The organism is Trinickia sp. NRRL B-1857 (assembly GCF_050470685.1).
GTDB lineage: Bacteria > Pseudomonadota > Gammaproteobacteria > Burkholderiales > Burkholderiaceae > Trinickia.
This window is the reverse complement of sequence record NZ_JBFLUK010000001.1, coordinates 2,033,799-2,054,414: the sequence shown is the minus strand read 5'-3', so window position 1 is coordinate 2,054,414 and position 20,616 is coordinate 2,033,799. Positions and strand designations below refer to the sequence as shown.

At 64.1% G+C, this 20,616-nt stretch carries 18 protein-coding genes; 8 read left to right on the top strand and 10 right to left on the bottom strand.

What is annotated here, in order from left to right; genetic code table 11:
* The first annotated feature begins 159 nt into the window (after nucleotides 1–159).
* Nucleotides 160–2,049 (top strand): ABCB family ABC transporter ATP-binding protein/permease, encoded by a 1,890-nt coding sequence (locus AB1286_RS09100; protein ID WP_430362965.1) that lies wholly within the window; start codon nucleotides 160–162, stop codon nucleotides 2,047–2,049.
* 11 nt (nucleotides 2,050–2,060) lie between these two features.
* On the opposite strand, the gene murU is transcribed toward AB1286_RS09100, so the two are convergent.
* Together murU and AB1286_RS09090 are read right to left on the bottom strand one after the other, a co-directional pair.
* Nucleotides 2,061–2,789, bottom strand: a complete 729-nt coding sequence (murU, locus tag AB1286_RS09095) for an N-acetylmuramate alpha-1-phosphate uridylyltransferase MurU (RefSeq protein ID WP_430362964.1) — start codon at nucleotides 2,787–2,789, stop codon at nucleotides 2,061–2,063.
* Between the two features lie 16 nt (nucleotides 2,790–2,805).
* Complete coding sequence (locus AB1286_RS09090; protein ID WP_430362963.1) at nucleotides 2,806–3,840, bottom strand: aminoglycoside phosphotransferase family protein; 1,035 nt, start codon at nucleotides 3,838–3,840, stop codon at nucleotides 2,806–2,808.
* Between the two features lie 226 nt (nucleotides 3,841–4,066).
* On the opposite strand from AB1286_RS09090, the gene AB1286_RS09085 reads away from it, so the two are divergent.
* From AB1286_RS09085 to rsmA, 4 genes are all read left to right on the top strand, one after another.
* Entirely contained in the window at nucleotides 4,067–6,430 is a 2,364-nt protein-coding gene (locus AB1286_RS09085) for an LPS-assembly protein LptD (RefSeq protein ID WP_430362962.1), read from the top strand.
* A gap of 83 nt (nucleotides 6,431–6,513) precedes the next feature.
* Nucleotides 6,514–7,884: a peptidylprolyl isomerase gene (locus tag AB1286_RS09080; RefSeq protein ID WP_430362961.1), complete on the top strand. Its 1,371-nt coding sequence runs from the start codon at nucleotides 6,514–6,516 to the stop codon at nucleotides 7,882–7,884.
* Nucleotides 7,885–7,895: 11 nt separating this feature from the next.
* A complete protein-coding gene (pdxA, locus tag AB1286_RS09075; RefSeq protein WP_430362960.1) occupies nucleotides 7,896–8,897 on the top strand; it encodes a 4-hydroxythreonine-4-phosphate dehydrogenase PdxA in 1,002 nt (333 codons plus the stop codon).
* Between the two features lie 63 nt (nucleotides 8,898–8,960).
* Nucleotides 8,961–9,782: a 16S rRNA (adenine(1518)-N(6)/adenine(1519)-N(6))-dimethyltransferase RsmA gene (gene rsmA / locus AB1286_RS09070; protein WP_430362959.1), complete on the top strand. Its 822-nt coding sequence runs from the start codon at nucleotides 8,961–8,963 to the stop codon at nucleotides 9,780–9,782.
* A 12-nt stretch (nucleotides 9,783–9,794) separates the two neighbouring features.
* Here rsmA and AB1286_RS09065 read toward each other — a convergent pair whose 3' ends face one another.
* Nucleotides 9,795–10,748 carry a DMT family transporter gene (locus AB1286_RS09065; RefSeq protein WP_430362958.1) on the bottom strand — a complete coding sequence of 318 codons (954 nt, stop codon included), beginning with the start codon at nucleotides 10,746–10,748 and terminating at the stop codon, nucleotides 9,795–9,797.
* A gap of 203 nt (nucleotides 10,749–10,951) precedes the next feature.
* Between AB1286_RS09065 and gloA the strand changes: the two genes are divergently transcribed.
* On the top strand, nucleotides 10,952–11,341 hold the full coding sequence (gene gloA / locus AB1286_RS09060; protein ID WP_430362957.1) for a lactoylglutathione lyase: 390 nt from the start codon (nucleotides 10,952–10,954) through the stop codon (nucleotides 11,339–11,341).
* Nucleotides 11,342–11,369: 28 nt separating this feature from the next.
* Here the strand turns inward: gloA and AB1286_RS09055 are convergent, their stop codons facing one another.
* From AB1286_RS09055 to glyQ, 5 genes are read right to left on the bottom strand one after another with little or no spacing between them, the layout of a single operon-like run.
* Complete coding sequence (locus AB1286_RS09055) at nucleotides 11,370–12,239, bottom strand: M48 family metallopeptidase (protein WP_430362956.1); 870 nt, start codon at nucleotides 12,237–12,239, stop codon at nucleotides 11,370–11,372.
* Between the two features lie 6 nt (nucleotides 12,240–12,245).
* Entirely contained in the window at nucleotides 12,246–13,043 is a 798-nt protein-coding gene (locus tag AB1286_RS09050; RefSeq protein ID WP_430365022.1) for a lysophospholipid acyltransferase family protein, read from the bottom strand.
* A gap of 51 nt (nucleotides 13,044–13,094) precedes the next feature.
* The gene (gmhB, locus tag AB1286_RS09045) at nucleotides 13,095–13,652 is read right to left on the bottom strand and encodes a D-glycero-beta-D-manno-heptose 1,7-bisphosphate 7-phosphatase (protein WP_430362955.1); all 558 of its coding nucleotides are present in this window, start codon (nucleotides 13,650–13,652) and stop codon (nucleotides 13,095–13,097) included.
* A 22-nt stretch (nucleotides 13,653–13,674) separates the two neighbouring features.
* Complete coding sequence (gene glyS, locus AB1286_RS09040) at nucleotides 13,675–15,783, bottom strand: glycine--tRNA ligase subunit beta (protein WP_430362954.1); 2,109 nt, start codon at nucleotides 15,781–15,783, stop codon at nucleotides 13,675–13,677.
* Between the two features lie 15 nt (nucleotides 15,784–15,798).
* Nucleotides 15,799–16,806: a glycine--tRNA ligase subunit alpha gene (gene glyQ, locus AB1286_RS09035; RefSeq protein ID WP_430362953.1), complete on the bottom strand. Its 1,008-nt coding sequence runs from the start codon at nucleotides 16,804–16,806 to the stop codon at nucleotides 15,799–15,801.
* A 355-nt stretch (nucleotides 16,807–17,161) separates the two neighbouring features.
* Between glyQ and relB the strand changes: the two genes are divergently transcribed.
* Nucleotides 17,162–17,440, top strand: a complete 279-nt coding sequence (relB, locus tag AB1286_RS09030) for a type II toxin-antitoxin system RelB family antitoxin (protein ID WP_430362952.1) — start codon at nucleotides 17,162–17,164, stop codon at nucleotides 17,438–17,440.
* Nucleotides 17,441–17,473: 33 nt separating this feature from the next.
* On the top strand, nucleotides 17,474–17,776 hold the full coding sequence (locus AB1286_RS09025) for a type II toxin-antitoxin system RelE/ParE family toxin (protein WP_430362951.1): 303 nt from the start codon (nucleotides 17,474–17,476) through the stop codon (nucleotides 17,774–17,776).
* Here AB1286_RS09025 and lnt read toward each other — a convergent pair.
* The gene (gene lnt, locus AB1286_RS09020; protein ID WP_430362950.1) at nucleotides 17,757–19,436 is read right to left on the bottom strand and encodes an apolipoprotein N-acyltransferase; all 1,680 of its coding nucleotides are present in this window, start codon (nucleotides 19,434–19,436) and stop codon (nucleotides 17,757–17,759) included. The two genes, AB1286_RS09025 and lnt, sit on opposite strands and share 20 nt — an antisense overlap.
* Before the next feature lie 117 nt (nucleotides 19,437–19,553).
* The gene (locus tag AB1286_RS09015) at nucleotides 19,554–20,447 is read right to left on the bottom strand and encodes an HlyC/CorC family transporter (RefSeq protein ID WP_430362949.1); all 894 of its coding nucleotides are present in this window, start codon (nucleotides 20,445–20,447) and stop codon (nucleotides 19,554–19,556) included.
* Nucleotides 20,448–20,616: the final 169 nt, after the last annotated feature.

The following is a 20,616-nucleotide window of genomic DNA, read 5'->3' as shown; positions in this document are numbered from 1 at the left end:
TACCTGTTCTGCGACAATGAGCCGAGCCTGCGACAATACACGACATCGATAGGTTGGCCTTCGAAATTGTACGGGTAAATGGCGGCGCGGCGCACGCGCCGCCTTGCCGCGTAGGCCGCCCGCCCCGCCGCCGCCGCGGCTTCGTTCAAGCTTGCACACATGCGCCGCTATAGCTCATCGACAGAACCCGCGCCCGCTCCCGCCCCCGGCGCGGCGCGCAGAGACTGGCAGACGATTCGCTCGCTGCTGCCTTACCTCGCCGATTACAAGGGGCGTGTCGCGCTCGCGCTGTCGTGTCTTCTCGGCGCCAAACTCGCCAACCTCGGCGTGCCGATCGTGATGAAGCATATCGTCGACGGTTTGTCGTCGATGCGCCAGTTGACGGCGCTAGGGCGCGCCGAGCACGACAGCGCGATCGTGCTGGCGGGCGGCATGGGCTTGCTCGTCATCGCTTACGCGCTCGTCCGGCTCTCGACGTCGCTGTTCACCGAGCTGCGCGAAATTCTGTTCTCGAAGGTGACCGAAAGCGCGGTGCGTCAGATCGCGTTGAAAGTGTTCCGCCATCTGCACTCGCTTTCGCTGCGCTTTCATCTGGACCGGCAAACGGGCGGCATGTCGCGCGACATCGAGCGCGGCACGCGCGGCATCTCGCAGTTGATCTCGTACTCGCTCTACAGCATCTTGCCCACGCTCGTCGAAGTGGGCCTCGTGCTCGGTTTTTTTATCGTCAAATACGAGGCCTACTACGCGCTCGTCGCCTTCGTGGCCTTGGTCGCCTACATCGTGTTTACCGTCAAGGTCACCGAATGGCGCACGCATTTCCGCCGGACCATGAACGAGCTCGATTCGCGGGCGAACTCGCGCGCGATCGATTCGCTGCTGAACTACGAAACGGTCAAGTACTTCGGTAACGAAGAGTGGGAAACCCGGCGCTACGACGAAAACTTGAAGCGCTATCGCGCCGCGGCGATCCGATCGCAGAACTCGTTGTCGCTGCTCAATTTCGGTCAGCAAGCGATCATCGGCACGGCGCTCGTGTTCATCTTATGGCGGGCGACGCAAGGCGTCATGGCGGGACGGCTCACGCTGGGCGATCTCGTCCTCATCAACACGTTCATGTTGCAGTTGTATATCCCGCTCAATTTCCTCGGCGTGATCTATCGCGAGTTGAAGCAGAGCCTGACCGACATGGATCGGATGTTCACGTTGCTCGGCGCCGCCCGCGAGGTGCCCGACGCGCCCGGCGCGTTGCCTTTGGCCGTACGCGGCGGCGAAGTGCGTTTCGAACACGTGCGCTTCGGCTACGAGAGTTCGCGCGTCATCTTGCAAGGCGTTACGTTTTCGATCGCGGCCGGTACCACGACGGCCGTCGTGGGGCCGAGCGGTTCGGGCAAATCGACGCTCGCGCGCTTGCTGTTTCGCTTTTACGATCTCGATCGGGAAGCGGGCGGGGCCATTACGATCGACGGTCAGGACATTCGGGACGTCACGCAAGATTCGCTGCGTGCCTCGATCGGCATCGTTCCGCAAGACACGGTGCTCTTCAACGATACGATCTACTACAACATCGCGTACGGACGCCCTGACGCGACGCGCGACGAAGTGATCGCGGCCGCGCGCGCAGCCCATATCCACGATTTCATCGAAGGCTTGCCCAAAGGCTACGATACGCCCGTGGGCGAGCGCGGGCTCAAGCTCTCGGGCGGCGAAAAGCAGCGCGTCGCGATTGCCCGCACGCTGCTCAAGAACCCGCCGATCTTGATTTTCGACGAAGCGACGTCGGCGCTCGATTCGCATTCGGAGCGGGCGATCCAGCAAGAACTCGATCAGATCGCGCGCGGGCGCACGACGCTCGTCATCGCGCATCGGCTTTCGACGGTCGTGCATGCCGAGCAGATCATCGTCATGGAGCACGGGCGCATCGTCGAACGCGGCACGCACGCGCAATTGCTCGAAGCGGGGGGCGCGTTCGCGCAGATGTGGGCGCTACAGCAGCGCGCCGCCATGCGCGAGCCGGCCCACGGCGCCGTGCATGGCGAAGGCGCCTAAACCGGGTGCCGTCAACGGCTCGAGCGCGCCTCGCGCAGCGCTGTGTCGAGCGCATGCAGTTGGGCGGGCGTGCCGACGTTCTCCCAACGTCCTTCGTAAAGCTCGCCGCTCGCAAGCCCGGCGCGGATCGTGTCGCGGTAGTACGGCGTCAGCGCGCGGCGCTCGCCCGGGGCGAGCGACTCGAACATCCGCGTGTCGTACAGGCCGATGTTGCCGAACGTGTAGCGGCGCGTGCCGTCGAGTGCAAGGCCGCCCGCCGCATCGAGCGCGAAGTCGCCCTGCGGATGAAACGGCGGATTCGGCACCATGACGAGGTGCATCCGCGGTTCGGCCGACGCGGCAAGATGCGCGGCCGGTTCGTGCAGGCGCGCGTAGTCGTACTCGCAGAACACATCCCCGCTGACCGCCGCGAAGATGCAAGGCGCACCGTTCGATTCGAGCAGTGCGCGCGCTTGGGCGATGCCGCCTGCCGTCTCGAGCGCTTCGCGTTCGGCCGAATAGACGAGGCGTACGCCGTAGCGCTCGCCGTCGCCGAGCGTCTGCTCGATTTGCGCGCCGAGCCAAGCATGATTGACGACGATGGTGGTGATGCCGGACTGAGCGAGACGTTCTATCTGCCAAACGATGAGCGGCTTGCCGCCGACCTCGAGCAGCGGCTTGGGCCGCGTATCGGTGAGCGGACGCATCCGCTCGCCGCGGCCCGCGGCGAAGATCATGGCCGTTGTGAGCGCATATGCCATCGAGCGTGCCGCCTTTTCAGAACGTATAGCCGACTTGCGTCGAGGTGCTGTCGAATTCGTCGAGCAAGCGCGCGAACGGAGCCAACGGCCGGTAGCGCTGCGCAACCTTGCGCGCATAGCCGACGAACCGCGGCAGATCGTTCAGATAGCGTGCTTTGCCGTCCCGGTAATGCAGCCTTGCGAACAGGCCGAGGATCTTGATGTGCCGCTGCAACCCCATCCATTCGATTTGCCGATAGAACTCGCCGAAATCGGGGTCGACGGGCAACCCCGCTTTTTTGGCGCGTTCCCAATAGTAGGCGAAGCAGTCGAGTTCGAACTCCTCGTCCCAACTAATGAACGCATCGCGCAGTAGCGAAGCGACATCATAGGTAATGGGCCCGTACACGGCATCTTGAAAATCGAGCACGCCCGGGTTGGGCTCGCAGACCATCAAATTGCGCGGCATGAAATCGCGCAGCATGAACGCTTGCGGTTGCGCGCGGGCGCTGGCGATCAGCAGCGCGTAGGTGCGATCGAGCACGCCGCGCATGTTTTCGTCGACCTCGCGGCCCAGATGCCGGGTCACGTACCACTCGGGCATCAATTCCATCTCGCGCCGCAGGAAAGCCTCGTCGAACGGCGGCAGCACGCCTTCGCGCGAGCTCGATTGCCAGCGGATCAGCGCGCCGATTGCGTCGCGCATCAGCGGTTTCGCCCGCGCGGTGTCGCTCGGGTCCATTTCGCCGATATAGGTGCGCGTGCCGAGATCGGTGACGAGCATGAAGCCGGCGTCGAGATCGTATTCGAGCACGCGCGGCGCGTGCAGGCCGGCATCGGCCAGCATCTCGGCGATTTGTACGAACTCTCGACATTTCTCGGGCGGGGGCGCGTCGACGGCGATCAGCGAGGCGCCGTGCTCTGCCGCCGCCGCAAGCCGGAAATAGCGGCGAAAGCTGGCGTCGGCGGAGGCCGGGGCAAGGGTGGGAAGCGCTAGGCCATAGCGGTGCGCGAACGTGCCGAGCCAGGCGGCGAGGGCGTCGCGCCGGGTATCGGCGGGGGAATCGGTCATTGTGTCAACTGAGGGCAAAACGTCTTGCCATATAATACCCGACGACTTTTTACGTTGCGCCCTGTTCCCGTGTCGGCTTTCGCACGGTTCCGTTCGACCGCTCGCCTGCGCGCATGCGCGCGTTCGTCGCTGGCTCGTGCCGCGACACGCCGCTTGTTCGCGCCCGGGACGGAATAACGTGCGACGGGCGCACAGCCCGCCGCCGAGCCGATTCGCAAAACCATAGATGCCGCCCAGACAGCCTTTTTTAACGAATATTCCCGGCGATAAGCTGCCGCGCATGAGGCGGCTCGCCGCGGCATTGATCGCCGTGCCGGGCCTTCTGCCCGCTATCTCGCATGCGCAATTGTCCGGCGCGGCCGCACAGCCGCAGCCGATCGATGCGCCATGGGGCTTGCGGCTCGATCCGCAGTTGCAAGAACACCCGTTGCGTCCGGGCAGCGCGCCCGCCACGTTCGTGACGGGCAACGCAGCCGACGGCACGGCCGACCAAGGCGTCGCGGTCAAGGGTACCGCCGAGCTTCGGCGCGGTGTCGCGGTCGTGAAAGCCGATGCCTTCCACTACGACCAAGACACCGATATGGCCGATGCGTACGGTAACGTGCGCGTGATCGAAAACGGTGTGCTGTTCGCGGGGCCGGAAGCCCATCTGAAGGTGGAGGCGAGCCAGGGCTACATGCCGGAGCCGAAGTACCACTTCAACTCGAACGGCGGCTCGGGTAGCGCCGAGCGGGTCGATCTGCTCGACGACGAGCGCTCGGAATTCACGAGCGGCACCTACACGGCTTGCCAATGCGCGAATCCGTCGTGGTACATCCGGGGTAGCCGGTTCGACTTCGATACCGGCGAGGAACAAGGCGTCGCGCATAACGGCGTGCTCTTTTTCCAGGGCGTGCCGATTTTCGCTAGCCCATGGCTATCGTTTCCGCTCACGAGCGACCGACACAGCGGGTTGCTGCCGCCGCAGTTTTCCATGGGGTCGACCAACGGTTTCGAAGTCTCGGTGCCGTACTACTTCAACATTGCACCCAATCGCGATTTGACGCTGACGCCGCGCATCATTTCGCGGCGCGGGGTGCAAACGCAGGCGATGTTCCGGTATTTGTCGCCGACGTACGCGGGTACGCTGACCGCCGAGTTCCTGCCGAACGACGCGATCAAGCACGAAAACCGCTACGCCGTTTATTGGCAGCACAGTCAGAACCTCGGTCATGGATTCGGCGCGTACGTGTCGTACAACCGGGTATCGGACAGCAGCTACGCCCAAGATCTGGCCACGGCCACGAACCAGTTCCTGATCGGCACCCAGCTCCTGTTCCAGCAGGAAGCCGGCATCACGTACTCGAACGGCCCTTGGTCCGTGCTCGCGCGCGAGCAGCACTGGCAGACGCTGCAAGGCTCGACGCCGCCGTACGGTCGTGAGCCGCAGTTGAACGTCAAGTACGCGCAGTACAACGTCGGCGGGTTCGACTTCGGCGCCGAGGCCGACTACACGCGCTTCCGTATCACCTCGTCGGATGCGACCGAGGGCGATCGGGTGATGTTCAACCCGTACGTGTCGTACGGGATCGTCGGACCGGGCTATTTCGTCGTGCCTAAGGTGCAGTGGCACTTCGCGTCGTACGACCTGAGCAATATCTCGAGTTCCGCGCCGGCGGGGCAGCCCAAGTCGTTCACCGAGTCGGTCCCGACGTTCAGCTTCGATACCGGGCTCGTGTTCGACCGCTCGATGCGTTTGTTCGGCGACGACTATATCCAGACGCTCGAGCCGCGGCTCTACTACGTCTATACGCCGTACCGCAATCAGGCTTTCGCGCCGCTGTTCGATACGGCCGAATCGGATTTCGGCCTGGCCGAGATCTTTACGCCCAATACGTTCGTCGGCAACGACCGCATCGCGGACGCGAACCGTCTAACGGCCGCGCTGACGACCCGGTTCATCAACCCGGCAACGGGCGACGAACGGGCGCGCTTCGTGCTCGCGCAGCAGTATTACTTCACGGATCAGCGCGTCTCGCTCGATTCGTCGACGCCCACCCCGGCGACCGGTCATTCGGACTTGCTCGCGGGGGCGTCGCTGAAGCTGGGCGCGGGTTTTTCGTCGGAAACGGCGTTCCAATATAATGCCGACGACGATCAGCTCGTGCGCTCGAGCATCGGTTTCGGGTACAGCCCGGACGACCGCAAGGTCATCAACGTGGCCTATCGGTATACGCGTGCGAATAAGACGCTGAGCAATCAGCCGATCAACCAGATCCTGATTTCGTCGGAGTGGCCGATCACGCACCGGCTGTATGCGGTGGGCCGGTTCAACTACGATCTGTCGGGGCATCGCCTCGTCGACGGCCTCGTCGGCTTCCAGTACGATGCCGATTGCTGGGTCCTGGGGATCGGTGCGCAGCGCTTCGCGAACGGTATCAATTCGACGGGACAGTACACTTCGTCAACCCGTGTGCTGGCGCAGTTGACGCTCAAGGGCTTCTCGAACGTCGACAACGGGCTCGTGGGGGCATTCCGCGCCGGCGTGGCGGGCTATCAGCCGCCGCCGCCCGCGCCGCCGCCGCTGGCGCGGTTCACCAATTACGAGTGAGCGGACGAGCAACGCGTAGAGCTTTTCGGCTCAAGCGCGGACAAAAGGGGCGCGAAAAGCGGCCCAAGATATTTGGAGCATCTGTGGCAATCGTGAATAAGCTTCGCTTGGCAACGCTCGCGGCCTCTGTGGCCGTCGCCGCTCTTGCGCCGGCAGCCCCGGCCGTGGCGCAGGCGTTGAGTACAAAACAGTCCGCCGGTCAGACGGTCGATTCCGTCGCCGCCGTCGTCAACGACGACGTGATCACCGTCCGTGAGCTCGACGAGCGTGCCGGCCTCATCGTACGGCGGCTCCAGCAGCAGCACGCGCCGGTTCCTCCGCAGGACCAACTGCGTTCGCAAGTGCTCGAGCAAATGGTGCTCGAGCGCATTCAGATCGAAAAGGCGAAGGAAGACGGCATCGAGGTGGGCGACGCCGACATCCAAAAGACGCTGCAACGCCTGGCGGCCGCCAACAACCTGCCGCTCGACGTCTACCGCTCGCGGATCGAGGCCGAAGGCGTGTCCTGGTCGGTGTTTACGCGCGACGCCCGCAACGAACTGACGCTCTCGAAGCTGCGCGAGAAAGAGGTCGACAGCAAGGTGACGGTGTCCGACGCCGAAGTGGCGAACTACATCGCGAGCCAGCGCGGACCGGGCGCACGGGCGCAGCAAGATCTGCGCATCGAACACATTCTCGTCAAGGTGCCGGCCGATGCGGCGCCGGACGTGGTCGCCGCCGCGCAAAAGAAGGCCGAGGCGATCTTGCAGCAGGCGAAGAGCGGCAGCAAATTCGAGTCGCTCGCGAAAGACAACTCGCAGGCGGCCGACGCCAAGCAAGGCGGCGACCTGGGCTTCAAGGCGCCCGGCAACTTGCCCGACGCGTTCGTGAAAGCCGCGGCGCAACTGCGTCCGGGCGAGCTTGCTCCCGAGGTGGTGCGCACCGGCGACGGCTTCGAAGTTGTCCGTCTCGTCGATCGACGCATCGGTATCGGCGGTTCCGCGGCCGATGCGCCGAAGCTCGTGCAAACGCACGTGCGGCACATTCTGATTCGCGTTGCCGACGCGCAATCGGAAGCGGCCGCACGGCAAAAGCTGCTCGATATCCGCCAACAGATCGAGGCGGGCGGCGACTTCGCGCAGTTCGCGCGTACCTATTCGCAAGACGGATCGGCCTCGCAAGGCGGCGATCTCGGCTGGATCAGTCCCGGCGAGACGGTGCCCGAGTTCGAGCGCGCCATGAACGATCTGAAGGACGGCGAAATCAGCGAGCCCGTTCGCAGCGAATACGGCTATCACTTGATTCAGGTGGAGGGCCGGCGCGAGGCCGAGGGCTCGATTCAGCAGCAAATGGACTTGGCGCGGCAGGCGATCGGCCAGCGTAAGGCTGAGCAGGCGTACTCGGATTGGTTGCGTCAATTGCGCGATTCGGCCTACGTGCAATACAAAATCCCCGTTGCGGCTGCCCAGCCGTGAGCCGATAGACGATGACGAGCGCCGCAACCGTTGCCCCATTGAACATCGCGATCACCACAGGTGAGCCGGCCGGTGTCGGGCCCGAGTTGACGGCTGCGGCGCTGGCGGGCGCGCTCGCGCATTGGCCCGGCGTGAACTTCACGGTGCTCGGCGATGCCGCGTTGCTCAAGGCACGCGCGGGCGCTGTGGGCGTCGATTGGGCGGCGCTGCTCGCGGCGGGGCATGTCAGTATCGGGCACCGGCCGCTGGCGGTCGCGTCGGAAGCGGGCCGGCTCGATGCGGCGAACGGCCGTTATGTGCTCGGCTTGCTCGACGACGCCATCGAGGGCGCCCTAAGCGGTGCGTTCGACGCAATCGTGACCGCTCCGCTGCAAAAAAGCACGATCAACGATGCCGGCGTGCCGTTCACCGGGCATACCGAATATCTCGCGCAGCGCACGAACACCGCTCGTGTCGTCATGATGCTCGCCGGCACGGGCGCGCGTCCGCTGCGCGTCGCGTTGGCGACGACGCACTTGCCGCTCAAAGACGTGCCCGGTGCGCTGAGCATCGACAGCCTCGTCGAGACGATCGTCATCATCGATCACGATCTGCGGCGCGATTTCGGTTTGCCCGTGCCGCGTATCCTCGTGACCGGACTGAACCCGCACGCGGGCGAAAACGGCTACTTGGGGCGCGAAGAGATCGACGTCATCGCGCCCGCGCTCGCGCGGGCGGCCGAGCGCGGCATCGACGCACGCGGCCCGTATCCGGCTGACACGCTGTTCCAACCGCGCTACCTCGACGGCGCCGATTGCGTGCTGGCCATGTTCCACGATCAAGGGTTGCCGGTGCTGAAGTACGCGACCTTCGGCGAAGGCGTCAATATCACGCTAGGGCTGCCGATCATCCGTACGTCCGTCGATCACGGCACCGCACTCGATCTCGCCGGCACCGGCCGCGCCGATGCGGGCAGTATGATCGCCGCTATCGATACGGCGGTGACGATGGCGCGCAACCGGCGCGCCGGCTGATCGATCGCCGCGGGCTCGCTCGCGCGGCCTTTTTTCGTTCCTTTCGGTTTTTTCACGAATTCGATGTCCACCAGCAGACAGCATCAGGGCCATTTCGCGCGTAAGCGGTTCGGTCAAAATTTTCTCGTAGACCACGGCATCATCGATTCGATCGTCGCGCTGATTGCACCCGAGCGCGGGCAGCGGATGGTCGAGATCGGGCCCGGTCTCGGCGCGTTGACCGAGCCGCTCGTTGAGCGCTTGGCGACGCCCGAGGCGCCGCTGCACGCGGTCGAACTCGATCGCGATCTCATCGCGCGCTTGCGCGACAAGTTCGGTGAGCGGTTGGCGCTGCACGAGGGCGACGCGTTGGCGTTCGACTTCGCTTCGCTCGTGGATACGCACGAGCGGCCTACGCTGCGGATCGTCGGCAATTTGCCGTACAACATCTCGAGCCCGCTGCTGTTTCATTTGATGTCGTTCGCGCCGATCGTCGTCGACCAGCACTTCATGCTGCAAAACGAGGTCGTGGAGCGGATGGTGGCCGAGCCGGGCACGAAGGCATTCAGCCGCTTATCGGTCATGCTTCAGTACCGGTATTCGATCGATAAGCAACTCGATGTGCCGCCCGAATCGTTTCAACCGCCGCCCAAAGTCGATTCGGCGATCGTGCGGATGATCCCATACACGACGCAAGAGTTGGCCCCCGTCGATATGGCCGTGTTCGGCGAACTCGTGACCGCCGCGTTCTCGCAGCGGCGCAAGATGCTGCGCAATACGCTTGCGGCCTATCGCGACCGAGTCGATTTCGAGGGCATGGGTTTCGATTTGGCGCGCCGCGCCGAGGATGTTCCCGTCGACGAATACGTGCGCGTGGCGCAGACGCTCGGCAAGCGCCCCGCATAACGAACGCCTGCCCTAGTCCGCGCTCGCCGGCCGCGACGGTGCGTTCACGAGCACGATGCCGGCGAGTACGAGCGCGGCCGCGAGCACGAAGCGGCTGCTGAACGATTCGCCGAGCAGGACGACGCCGAACGCCACGCCGAATAGCGGCGTGAGAAACGAAAAGACCGAAAGGCGCGAGGCCGTATAGCGCGTAAGCAGCCAAAACCACGTCAAATAGCTGACGAACGCGACCGCGACGGCCTGATAGCCGAGGCTCGCCAAGGCGAGCGGGGTGACATGGACGTGGCGGGGCTCGCCGAGCGCGAACGCAAGCGCGAGCAAGATGACCGCCGACACCGTAAGCTGGTAAAACAGCGTCTTGCTAGCGCTCGTATGCGAGAGCGAGGTGGCGCGCACGACGACGGTCGTCGATGCCCACATGATGCCGCCCAGCACGCCCAGGGCGTCGCCGAGCACGCCGGCGACGGCCGATGTGCCCGGCGCCGGAGATCGAGTGAAACCGTCGGCGAATGCCAGCGCGATCCCCGCGAACGCAAGCGCCACGCCGTACCATTGCAGGCGGCGCATCCGCTCGCCGGGGACGAATAGGTGCAGCCCAAGCGCCGTGAAGCAGGGTGCGGTATAGAGAAAGACCGCCATGCGCGACGCGCTCGTCAAAGTAAGCCCTGCAAAGATGCAGACGAATTCGCCGGCGAATAGCACGCCGGCCAGCAAACCGGCGCCGAGCGTGCCGTCGCGCCGAACGAGCGGGGTGCCGCGCAGGCGTGCCCAGCCCCATACCAGCACGGCGGCGATCGTGGAACGCAAGCCCGCTTGCAGCATGGGTCCGAGCGCGCCGTTCGTCGATTTGATCGCGACTTGCTGTAGGCCCCAAATGGCGCAAAGCAGCACCATCAATCCGATGGCGAACGTGTCCGGGGCGCGGCGCACCGGCGCCGGTCTGGCGATTGCTGCGGCGGTGTTCATCTGAGTTTTATCGATATAGAGGCGGGATGCGCGGGTGCGTCGCAGGTCATCGGCGACGCGATTCGCATATACGAGCTTGCGTACCATACCAAATCGGAGACAGGATCGCTTCGATTGCACGAAGTAACCCTACGGGCGGCGGGGCGAGCGGCTTCACCGCTTTCTTGGTAGATTCGATGTTTTTGACGAAATCGGAGTACACCATGCGATTGCTGCACACCATGCTGCGAGTGGGCGATCTCGACCGTTCGCTGACGTTCTACACCGAATTGCTCGGCATGAAGCTGCTGCGCCGCCAAGATTATCCCGAGGGACGGTTTACGCTTGCGTTTGTCGGTTATACCGACGAAAGCGAAGGCGCCGTCATCGAGTTGACGCACAACTGGGACACGAAGACTTACGATCTCGGCGCCGGCTATGGCCATATCGCCCTCGAAGTCGACGACGCCTATGCCGCCTGCGAAAAGATCAAGGCGCAGGGCGGGAACGTCACGCGCGAAGCGGGGCCCATGAAGCACGGTACGACGGTCATCGCATTCGTCGAAGACCCGGACGGCTACAAGATCGAGTTCATCCAGAAGAAAACGCAGTAAGCCGGCATCGCGCAGCGCCGGCGCACGCTTAGAGCGTCGGCAGCAGTTCGGGCGGATGATGCTTGAGCGTATGCCGCGCTTCGCGAAATTCCGGGAAGATCGACTCCACCGTTTGCCAAAAGCGCGGGCTGTGGTTCATCTCGCGCAAATGCGCGAGTTCGTGAGCCACGACGTAATCGACGATCGATAGCGGGAAGTGAATGAGCCGCCAATTCAGGCGGATGCGTCCATCGCTCGAACAACTGCCCCAGCGTGTCGCAGCCGAGGACAGCGCATAGCCCTTATAGGCGACGCCGAGCTTTTCGGCATAGTAGGCGAGCCGCTCGCCGAAGACGCGCTTGGCTTCCGTCTGTAGCCAGCCTTGCACGCGGTCTTTGATTTGTTGTGCGTCGGCATGCGTGGGCAGCGCCAATGCCAACGCGCCCGCCTGCGCATCGAAGGCCAGTCCCGCGTTCGCCGAGCCGAGTGCGATGCGCACCGGCTTGCCGAGGTACGGAATCTGCGCGCCGTCGCGCCATTCGATGCGCGGCAAGGCTCGCTGCTCGGTGCGTGTCTGCCATTCCGCGAGCTTCGTGAAAATCCAGCGCTCCTTGGCGGCGATCGCCGTTTCGATGTCGGCCAAGGTGACCCAGCGCGGCGCCGTAATCGCCAAGCCGCTGCCGTCGATCGAAAATCCGATGGTGCGCCGCGCCGAGCGCTTCAGCGCGTATTCGAGCGTGCGCCCATTCAACGTCAACCGTCGCAGCTTCACGCCGCTCGGCGTCGCGTCTGCTCTCGGTGGAGCCGATGGGGGCGGTGCCGCGCCGACGCCCTCGTCGGCCACGTCCGCGAACAGCGGCAGATCGAGCTGCGGGCTCTCGAGCGCAGTCGGTTGCGGGGGCGGGGCGGATTTGGGCATCGGGGCTCAGCTGCGCGCGGTATCGGCTCGATCGGACGCGCCGCGCTTATCCTGCCCGCTCCCGGCGGATCGAGCGGCATCGTCATAGGAGCCGGCATCGATTCGGCGCATTTCCGTTTCGATCCATGCTTCGACGCGCGTATTGAGCTCGTCGGGCGTAAGGCCGGTCGAATCGATCGGTTTGCCGATCGACACCGTCACCGTTCCCTCGTATTTCATGAACGAGTTGCGCGGCCATACATGGCCGGCATTGTGTGCGATCGGCACGACGGGCGCCCCGGCATCGATGGCGAAACGCGTGCCGCCCGTCTTGTACTTGCCTTGCTTGCCGACGGGCGTGCGCGTGCCTTCCGGGAACATGATCACCCATGCGCCTTCGCCCATGCGCCGCCGCCCTTGCTTGACGACCGAGGCGAACGCGTACTTGCCTTCCTTGCGATCGATGTGAACCATCTTCAGCATGCCGAGGGCCCAGCCGAAGAAGGGCACGTAGAGCAGCTCGCGCTTGAAGACGTAGCACAGCGGGCGCGGCATGATGGCCGGAAACGCCAGCGTTTCCCAGGCCGACTGGTGCTTCGAAAGCAGAACGGCGGGACCGTCGGGCAGGTTCTCCCAGCCTTCGATGCGATAGCGGATGCCGTTCAAATACCGAACGACGGCGAGCGTTGCGCGGCACCAGCCCACGGCCATCCAGTAACGCCGGTCCGCGTTCATGAACGGGAAGGCGATGAAGCACGCCGTCGCGTACGGAACCGTAAAGGCGATGAAATAAACGAACAGCAGCAGTGAGCGGATAAAGCGGATGAGTGGCATCAGTGTCTTCGATCTTGTTGCGTCGAGCGCGCTCGCGCGCACTTAGTCGTGCTGATCCGCGAGGAACGACAGCACGAACGCTTTCAGATCGTCGTACACCTTCGTACCCTCGGGCAGCCCCCCGGCCGCGAGCGTCTTCTTGCCTTTGCCCGTCAGTACGAGGTGGGTCGGAAAGCCGAGCGCCGCGCCGGCTTGCAGATCGCGCAAGGCATCGCCGACGACAGGCGTCGCGGCCGGATCGATCTCGAAGCGGTCCACGATCATTTGCAACATGCCCGGCTTCGGCTTGCGGCACTCGCAATGATCTTCCGCCGTATGCGGGCAGAAAAATACCGCATCGATGCGGCCGCCGACGACGGCGGCCGCACGATGCATTTTCACGTGCATGGCGTTCAGCGTGGCCATGTCGAACAGGCCCCGGCCGATGCCGGACTGGTTCGAGGCGACGGCCACGCGATAGCCGGCCTGATTGAGCCGCGCAATTGCCTCGAGGCTGCCGGGAATCGGGATCCATTCGTCGGGCGATTTGATGAACGCATCCGAATCGACGTTGATGACGCCGTCGCGATCGAGGATGACGAGCTTCTTGGCGGAAGTCATATGCGCGTCTCGTTCGCCTCGATTAAGCCGCCAGCTTCGAGATGTCGGCCACGCAGTTCATCTGCGCGTGCAACTCGGCCAAGAGCGCGAGCCGATTCGTGCGCAGCGCGTTGTCCTCGGCATTCACCATGACGTCGTTGAAGAACGTATCGACGGGATCGCGCAGCGCCGCGAGCGCCGATAGCGCGCGCGTATAGTCGCGTTGCTCGAGTTGCGTCTGCACTGCCGGCGCGACCTTCTTCAGTTCGTCGTTCAGCGAACGTTCCGCCGGTTCGACGAGCAGCGCGGTTTGCACGGCCGCCGCGCTCGCTTCCGCTTCCGACTTCTTCAGGATATTCGTGATGCGCTTGTTCGCGGCGGCGAGCGCGCCGGCTTCAGGTAGCGTCGAGAATTCGCGCACGGCGTCGAGCCGCGCGACGATATCGTCGAGCTTGCTCGGCTGCAAACTCAGCACCGCTTCGATTTCGCTCGCCGCATGGCCTCGCTCGCGCAGCAGGCCGCGCAGGCGGTCCATGAAGAAGGCGTAGAGCGCGTCCGTGCAGTCGGCCACTTGCGGCGTGCCGCCGAAGCAGCCCACGGCCTCGCGCAGCAGCGCGACCAGATCCACCGGCAACTGTTTTTCGATCAAGATGCGCAGCACGCCGAGCGCATGGCGGCGCAGCGCGAACGGATCTTTTTCGCCGGTCGGCACGAGGCCGATGCCCCAGATGCCGACGAGCGTTTCGAGCTTGTCCGCGAGCGCGACCGCCGTGCCGACGGCCGTGCTGGGCAGCGCGTCGCCCGAGAAGCGCGGTTGATAGTGTTCGGTGCAAGCGAGCGCGACTTCCTCGGCCTCGCCGTCGTGGCGGGCGTAGTACGTCCCCATCGTGCCTTGCAGCTCGGGGAATTCGCCGACCATGTCGGTCAGCAAGTCGGCCTTGGCGAGCCGTGCGGCGCGGGCGGCCAGCGCCGGATCGGCCGACACGAACGGCGCGACGACGCGCGCGAGCGCTTCGAGGCGCTGAACGCGCTCGAGTTGCGAGCCGAGCTTGTTGTGATAGACGACGTTCGCGAGCAGCGGGACGCGATCGGCCAGCGGCTTCTTCTTGTCTTGCTCGAAAAAGAACTTGGCATCGGCCAGACGCGGGCGAACGACACGCTCGTTGCCTTCGACGATTTCGTCCGGCGTCTCCGTCGCGATGTTCGAGACGATGAGAAAGCGCGAGCGCAGCTTGCCGGCGTCATCGGTCAGCGCGAAGTATTTCTGGTTCGTCTGCATCGTCAGAATCAGGCATTCCTGCGGCACTTGCAGGAACTGATCGTCGAACCGGCATTCGTAGACGACGGGCCATTCGACGAGCGCGGTCACTTCGTCGAGCAGCGCATCGGGCATGACGACGCGATCGCCTTGCGCGTGGGCGTTCAATTGGTCGACGATGCTTGCGCGGCGCGCGTCGAAGCTCGCCATCACGCGGCCTTTAGTGCGCAACGTCTCGGCGTATTCGTCGGCGTGCAAGAGCCCGACCAATCCGTCGGACATGAAGCGATGGCCGAGCGTCGTATCGCCGGCGTCGATGCCGAATGCCGTCACGGGCACGACGTTATCGCCGTGCAGCACCGTGAGACGCTGCACGGGGCGCACGAACTGTACGCCCGCGCCGTCGGGACGCTGATACGTCATGACCTTCGGGATCGGCAGCTTGCCGAGGGCGAGGACGTCGTCGAGCGCCGCTTGCAGGCCGTCGGCGAGCGTTGCGCCCGGCGCGGCGTAGCGCAGAAAGAATGCCTCGGCTTTACCGTCGGAGGCGCGCTCCAAATCGGCGATCGCGATATCGGGAAAACCGAGCGCGGCGAGCTTCTTCGCGAGCGGGGCGGTGGGCTGGCCGTTCGCATCGAGGGCGACCGATACGGGCAGCACTTTTTCGCGCACGTGCTTCTCGGGCGCGAGCTCGCGCACGTTCTTGACGAGCACGGCGAGGCGCCGCGGCGTGGCGAAGCGTTCGAACGACGGCTCGCCGTCGATGAGGTCGCGCGCGGCGAGCCGTTCGACGAGACTTTGCGCGAACGCATCGGAGAGCCGGGCAAGCGCCTTCGGCGGCAATTCCTCGGTGAGCAGTTCGACGAGCAGGGTGGCTTGGTGAGCTTGAGTCATGTTCTTAAAGTCTCGTCATTGCTGGTCGATCTTGCGCTCGACCTTCAGCGGCGGCGCCCATGCCGGCATGGCGGCGTCCTGCTCGTCCGTGGTCAAGCCGGGGACGCCGTGCACGGGGTTGCCGAGCATCGGGAAGCCGAGTTTTTCGCGCGAATCGTAATAGGCCTGCGCGACGAGCCTCGACAGCGCGCGAATCCGGCCGATGTAGGCTGCGCGCTCCGTCACGGAAATCGCGCCGCGCGCGTCGAGCAAGTTGAACGTATGGGCGGCTTTGAGCACGAGTTCGTACCCGGGCAGCGCGAGCTGCGTTTCGATCATGCGCTTCGCTTCGGTCTCGTAGCTGTTGAACAGCGTGAACAGCAAATCGACGTTGGCGTGTTCGAAGTTGTAGGTCGATTGCTCGACTTCGTTCTGGTGGTAGACGTCGCCGTAGGTCAGGCGCCGCATTTCTGGGCCGTTCGGGCCCATTTCTTCCCATTCCGTCCAGACGAGGTCGTAGACGTTCTCGACCTTTTGCAAGTACATCGCCAGGCGTTCGAGCCCGTAGGTGATTTCGCCGAGCACGGGCTTGCAATCGAGGCCGCCCACTTGCTGAAAGTAGGTGAACTGCGTGACTTCCATGCCGTTGAGCCAGACTTCCCAGCCGAGGCCCCAGGCGCCGAGCGTGGGGTTCTCCCAGTCGTCTTCGACGAAGCGCACGTCGTTTTGCTTCAGATCGAAGCCGAGCGCCGCGAGCGAGCCGAGGTACAGATCGAGGATGTTTTCGGGGGCGGGCTTGAGCACCACTTGGTATTGATAGTAGTGCTGGAGGCGGTTCGGGTTGTCGCCGTAGCGGCCGTCTTTCGGGCGCCGCGACGGTTGAACGTACGCCGCGCGCCAAGGCTCGGGCCCGATGGCGCGCAAGAACGTGTGCACGTGCGACGTGCCGGCGCCGACTTCCATGTCGATCGGTTGAAGCAGCGCGCAACCCTGTTTGTCCCAATAGGATTGCAGCGTCAGGATGATTTGCTGAAACGTGAGCATGTCGTGCCTTTCGAGGCAGGCGGCGTATGGGCCGCTGCGATGCCGGAAAACCGGCGGAATCGGGGCTCCCGTCCGGGCGGCCGATGCGCGGGCCGCGGCGACGGCCGCCGCTCGCGCGGTGAAAACGCTAGATTTTACCGGATTGAGGCTGCCTTGCGGCCGTTGCGGGGGATGGGGCGCAGGCAACGTCGGTTCGTACAGGGTGGATGGTCTTGTGCCGGATTGGTCTGATTTTCCGTGCTACCCGCCCAACATTCGTTGCTATTCGATATTTTCTCGTTAGGGTCCTACGGTGCTCGCGCAGCTTTTCGCGAGCAACGTCCGTAGGACATCGAAACCGACGGGAGACCAAACGATGAGTGGCTGCATCAATCAGTTACGCAAGAAGGACACTTCGGGAACGACGGGTATCTTGCCTCGGTGTAATCTACGCGTCATGAGCGAGAAGTCATCTCCTACCGAATCGTGGCACACCATGGCCGAAGAGGCCGTGGCGTATGACCGTTGGCTTCGTGCGAAGGTACAGGTTTCGATGGACGACGAGCGCCAAGGCATTGCCCACGATGATGTGATGGTGGAGATCGACACCATCATTCAGCTAGCCGAATCCAGATCAGCCGCTAACCGGTCTTGACGCAGGCGTCAGAGCACTTGCGGCGGATCACCGGTGCTGGCTATTGAGTGGCGCATCGACGCGCGTAATGATCTCGTTGAGATCGTCGGTTTCATCGCGAAAGAAAACCCGGCCGCAGCCCGCCGCTTTAAGACGCTAATCGATGCGGCTATTGCTCCGCTGGCAAGGCAACCTTACTTGTTTCGACGAAGCGAGCGCGTACCCGGTACGCGCGAGATTGTCGTGCACCCCAACTACGTCGTCTACCGTGTGCAATCGACGAAGATCGAGATCCTAGCGGTGGCACATTCTCGCCAACAGTATCCGCAATCTCGGACTATTTATGTTCCGACGTGACACGGCCCGACCGAACGCGGCCCGACCGAACGCGGCCCGGACCGTATGCGAACCCCAGCGCGATCAACACCAGCGAAACCGCCAGCACGAGATTGTTCCCCACGGTGATATAAGGCGTGCGCCCCGTCATTCCTTGCACCGTCGCTTCAATCTGACCGGCTGTGAAAGCCTGTAGGCGCGCGCTTACGCGGCCTCGCGCGTCGATGATCGCGGTGGCCCCCGTGTTGGTGGCCGCGAGCATCGGTCTGCCGGTTTCCAATGTGCGCATGCGCGCCATCTGCAAGTGTTGATCGAGTGCGATCGTGTCGCCGAACCAGGCGAGATTCGATGCATTCACGAGAATGCCCGCCGGTACCGGGGCCTCGCGCAGGGTACGCGCGATCTCCTCGCCGAAGATGTCCTCGTAGCAAATGTCCACGTCGACCGGTTGGTTGTGGACCATGAACGGGTGCTGAACCGGCTTGCCGCGTGCGAGATCGCCGAGCGGGATGTTCATGAGCTGAACGAACCAGTGAAAGCCCCAGGGAACGAATTCGCCGAACGGCACGAGATGGTGTTTGTCGTAGCGGTAGAGCTGACGCGACCCCGGCGTTACGCCGAAGAAGCTGTTCGTTTCGTCCGTGTATCGCCCGTCGGGTCCGATCGACGCACCGAATGCGCCGATTAGCAGCGACGAACCCGTGTCGTCCACGAACCGCCGCAGCGCGCTTCCAAACGTCTCCGGAAATTGCTGCGGCAGCATCGGGATCGCGGTTTCGGGCGTGACGATGAGGTCCGCCGCGTGCGAGGTGATCATCCGCTCGTATAAATCGAGTGCAGCGCGCACGCCGTCCTCGTCGAACTTCATCTCCTGTTTGACGTTGCCTTGCAGCAGCCGAACGGTAAGCGGCGCATTGCCGGGCAGCGTCCAAGCGACGTGCGTGAGCGCAGCGCCCGATCCCATGACGACGATCGCCGCCAAAGCCGGAAGCACGATCGCCGCGCGCCGTCGTGCAGCCGAGAACCAAGCCGAAAGGCTCTGAACGATCAGCGCGCAAGTGAGCGCCAACATCCAGCCCACCCCATAGACACCGCCGATCGCCGCGAAGCCCGCGAGCGGTCCGTCCACCTGCGCATAACCGCTCGCAAGCCACGGGAAGCCCGTGAACACGGTGCCGCGCAGCCATTCGCCGAGCGCCCAAGCGCTGGCGAATGCGAAGGCGCCGTGCCAGGTCGGCGAAAACGGTCGATCCTCACGCGCGCCGTGGTTCGCGTGGCCCGCGCAAAACGACCAGAGCCCGGCCGAGAAGGCGGGATAGAGCGCCAGATAGAGCGAAAACAGCACGAGCGCTGCGATCGCGAGCGGCGCCGGCATCTCGCCGTAGTGATGCATGCTCACGTAGAGCCACCACACGCCGGTGACGAGATTGCCGAAGCCGAATGCGCCGCCGGTCAACGCGGCGCTCTTCCATCCGGTCGTACGCGTGAGCCACGCATACAGCAACGTGAAGATGCCGATTTCGAGCCAGCCGCCGTGCGGCGTCGGCGCGAACGAGAGCGTGTTCAGCGCGCCCAGTGCGAGCGCGACGACGTAGTGCCAGCGCGAAAGCGCACCGGGTCCCGAGGTGGTGGTCGATGCGGCGGTGTTGCCGCGCAGGCGTGAGGTGATCGATTCGGCCATGGATACGCGGCTTGGGAAATGCATTGAACGAGGGCCGGACGCTGGGCGTGCGAGCGTCCGCCGGCACGGCGCAAAACGCGCATGCGTGGCCGAAGCGAACGGGCCGCCGCGTCCCGGTTAAGTCTGAACGTGTTGCGCGTCGCGTTCGCGTTGGCCCGCGAGCGGATCGCGCCGCACGAGCAGTACATGCACCTGGCGAGCGTCGCCGCGCAGGATCTCGAAGATCAGGTCGTCGATGCGCACGCGCTCGCCGCGATGCGGCACACGGCCGAAATGATGCGTCACGAGGCCGCCGATCGTATCGACCTCCTCGTCGGAAAACTGCGTGCCGAACGTCTCGTTGAACTGCTCGATCTCGGTCAACGCGCGCACGCGGTAGCGACCGTCCGGCGAGGCGATGATGTTGCCGCTTTCCTCGTCGAAGTCGTATTCGTCCTCGATATCGCCGACGATTTGCTCCAGCACGTCCTCGATCGTGATGAGTCCGGCCACGCCGCCGTATTCGTCGACGACGATCGCAATATGATTGCGATTCATGCGGAAATCGTGCAGCAGCACATTCAGCCGCTTCGCCTCGGGAATGAAAACGGCCGGGCGCAGCATGCCGCGCACGTCGAACGATTCCTCCGCGTAATAGCGCAGCAGATCTTTTGCGAGCAACACGCCGATGATGTTGTCGCGGTTGCCCTCGTAGACGGGGTAGCGCGAGTGCGCTTTCTCGAGCACGAACGGGATGAATTCCTCGGGGCTGCACTCGATGTCGATGGCATCCATCTGCGCGCGCGGCACCATGATGTCGCGTGCGCAAAGATCGGACACTTGGAACACGCCCTCGATCATCGAGAGCGAATCGGCGTCGATCAAGTTGCGCTCGTGCGCGTCTTGCAGGATTTCGAGCAATTCGGCCCGCGATTCGGGCTCGGGCGAGATGAAGTCGGTCAGGCGCTCGAGCAGCGAGCGTTTTTCGGTAGGCTTGTCGGTATGGCGTCGACTGGGATAGGCGTCGTTCATGGCGATGCGTCCGGGACGGCTGGACGCGTGGTCAACGAAAGAGTAAAGGATACACCACGCAAAAGCAGGACCATCATTGCCGAGCGGCCTGCTAAAGTGCGCGGCATGTATCGTACGCGCCGCAGCGGGCGCCGCGCGGTGCGTACGATGCGACCCTGTCACCGTTTTT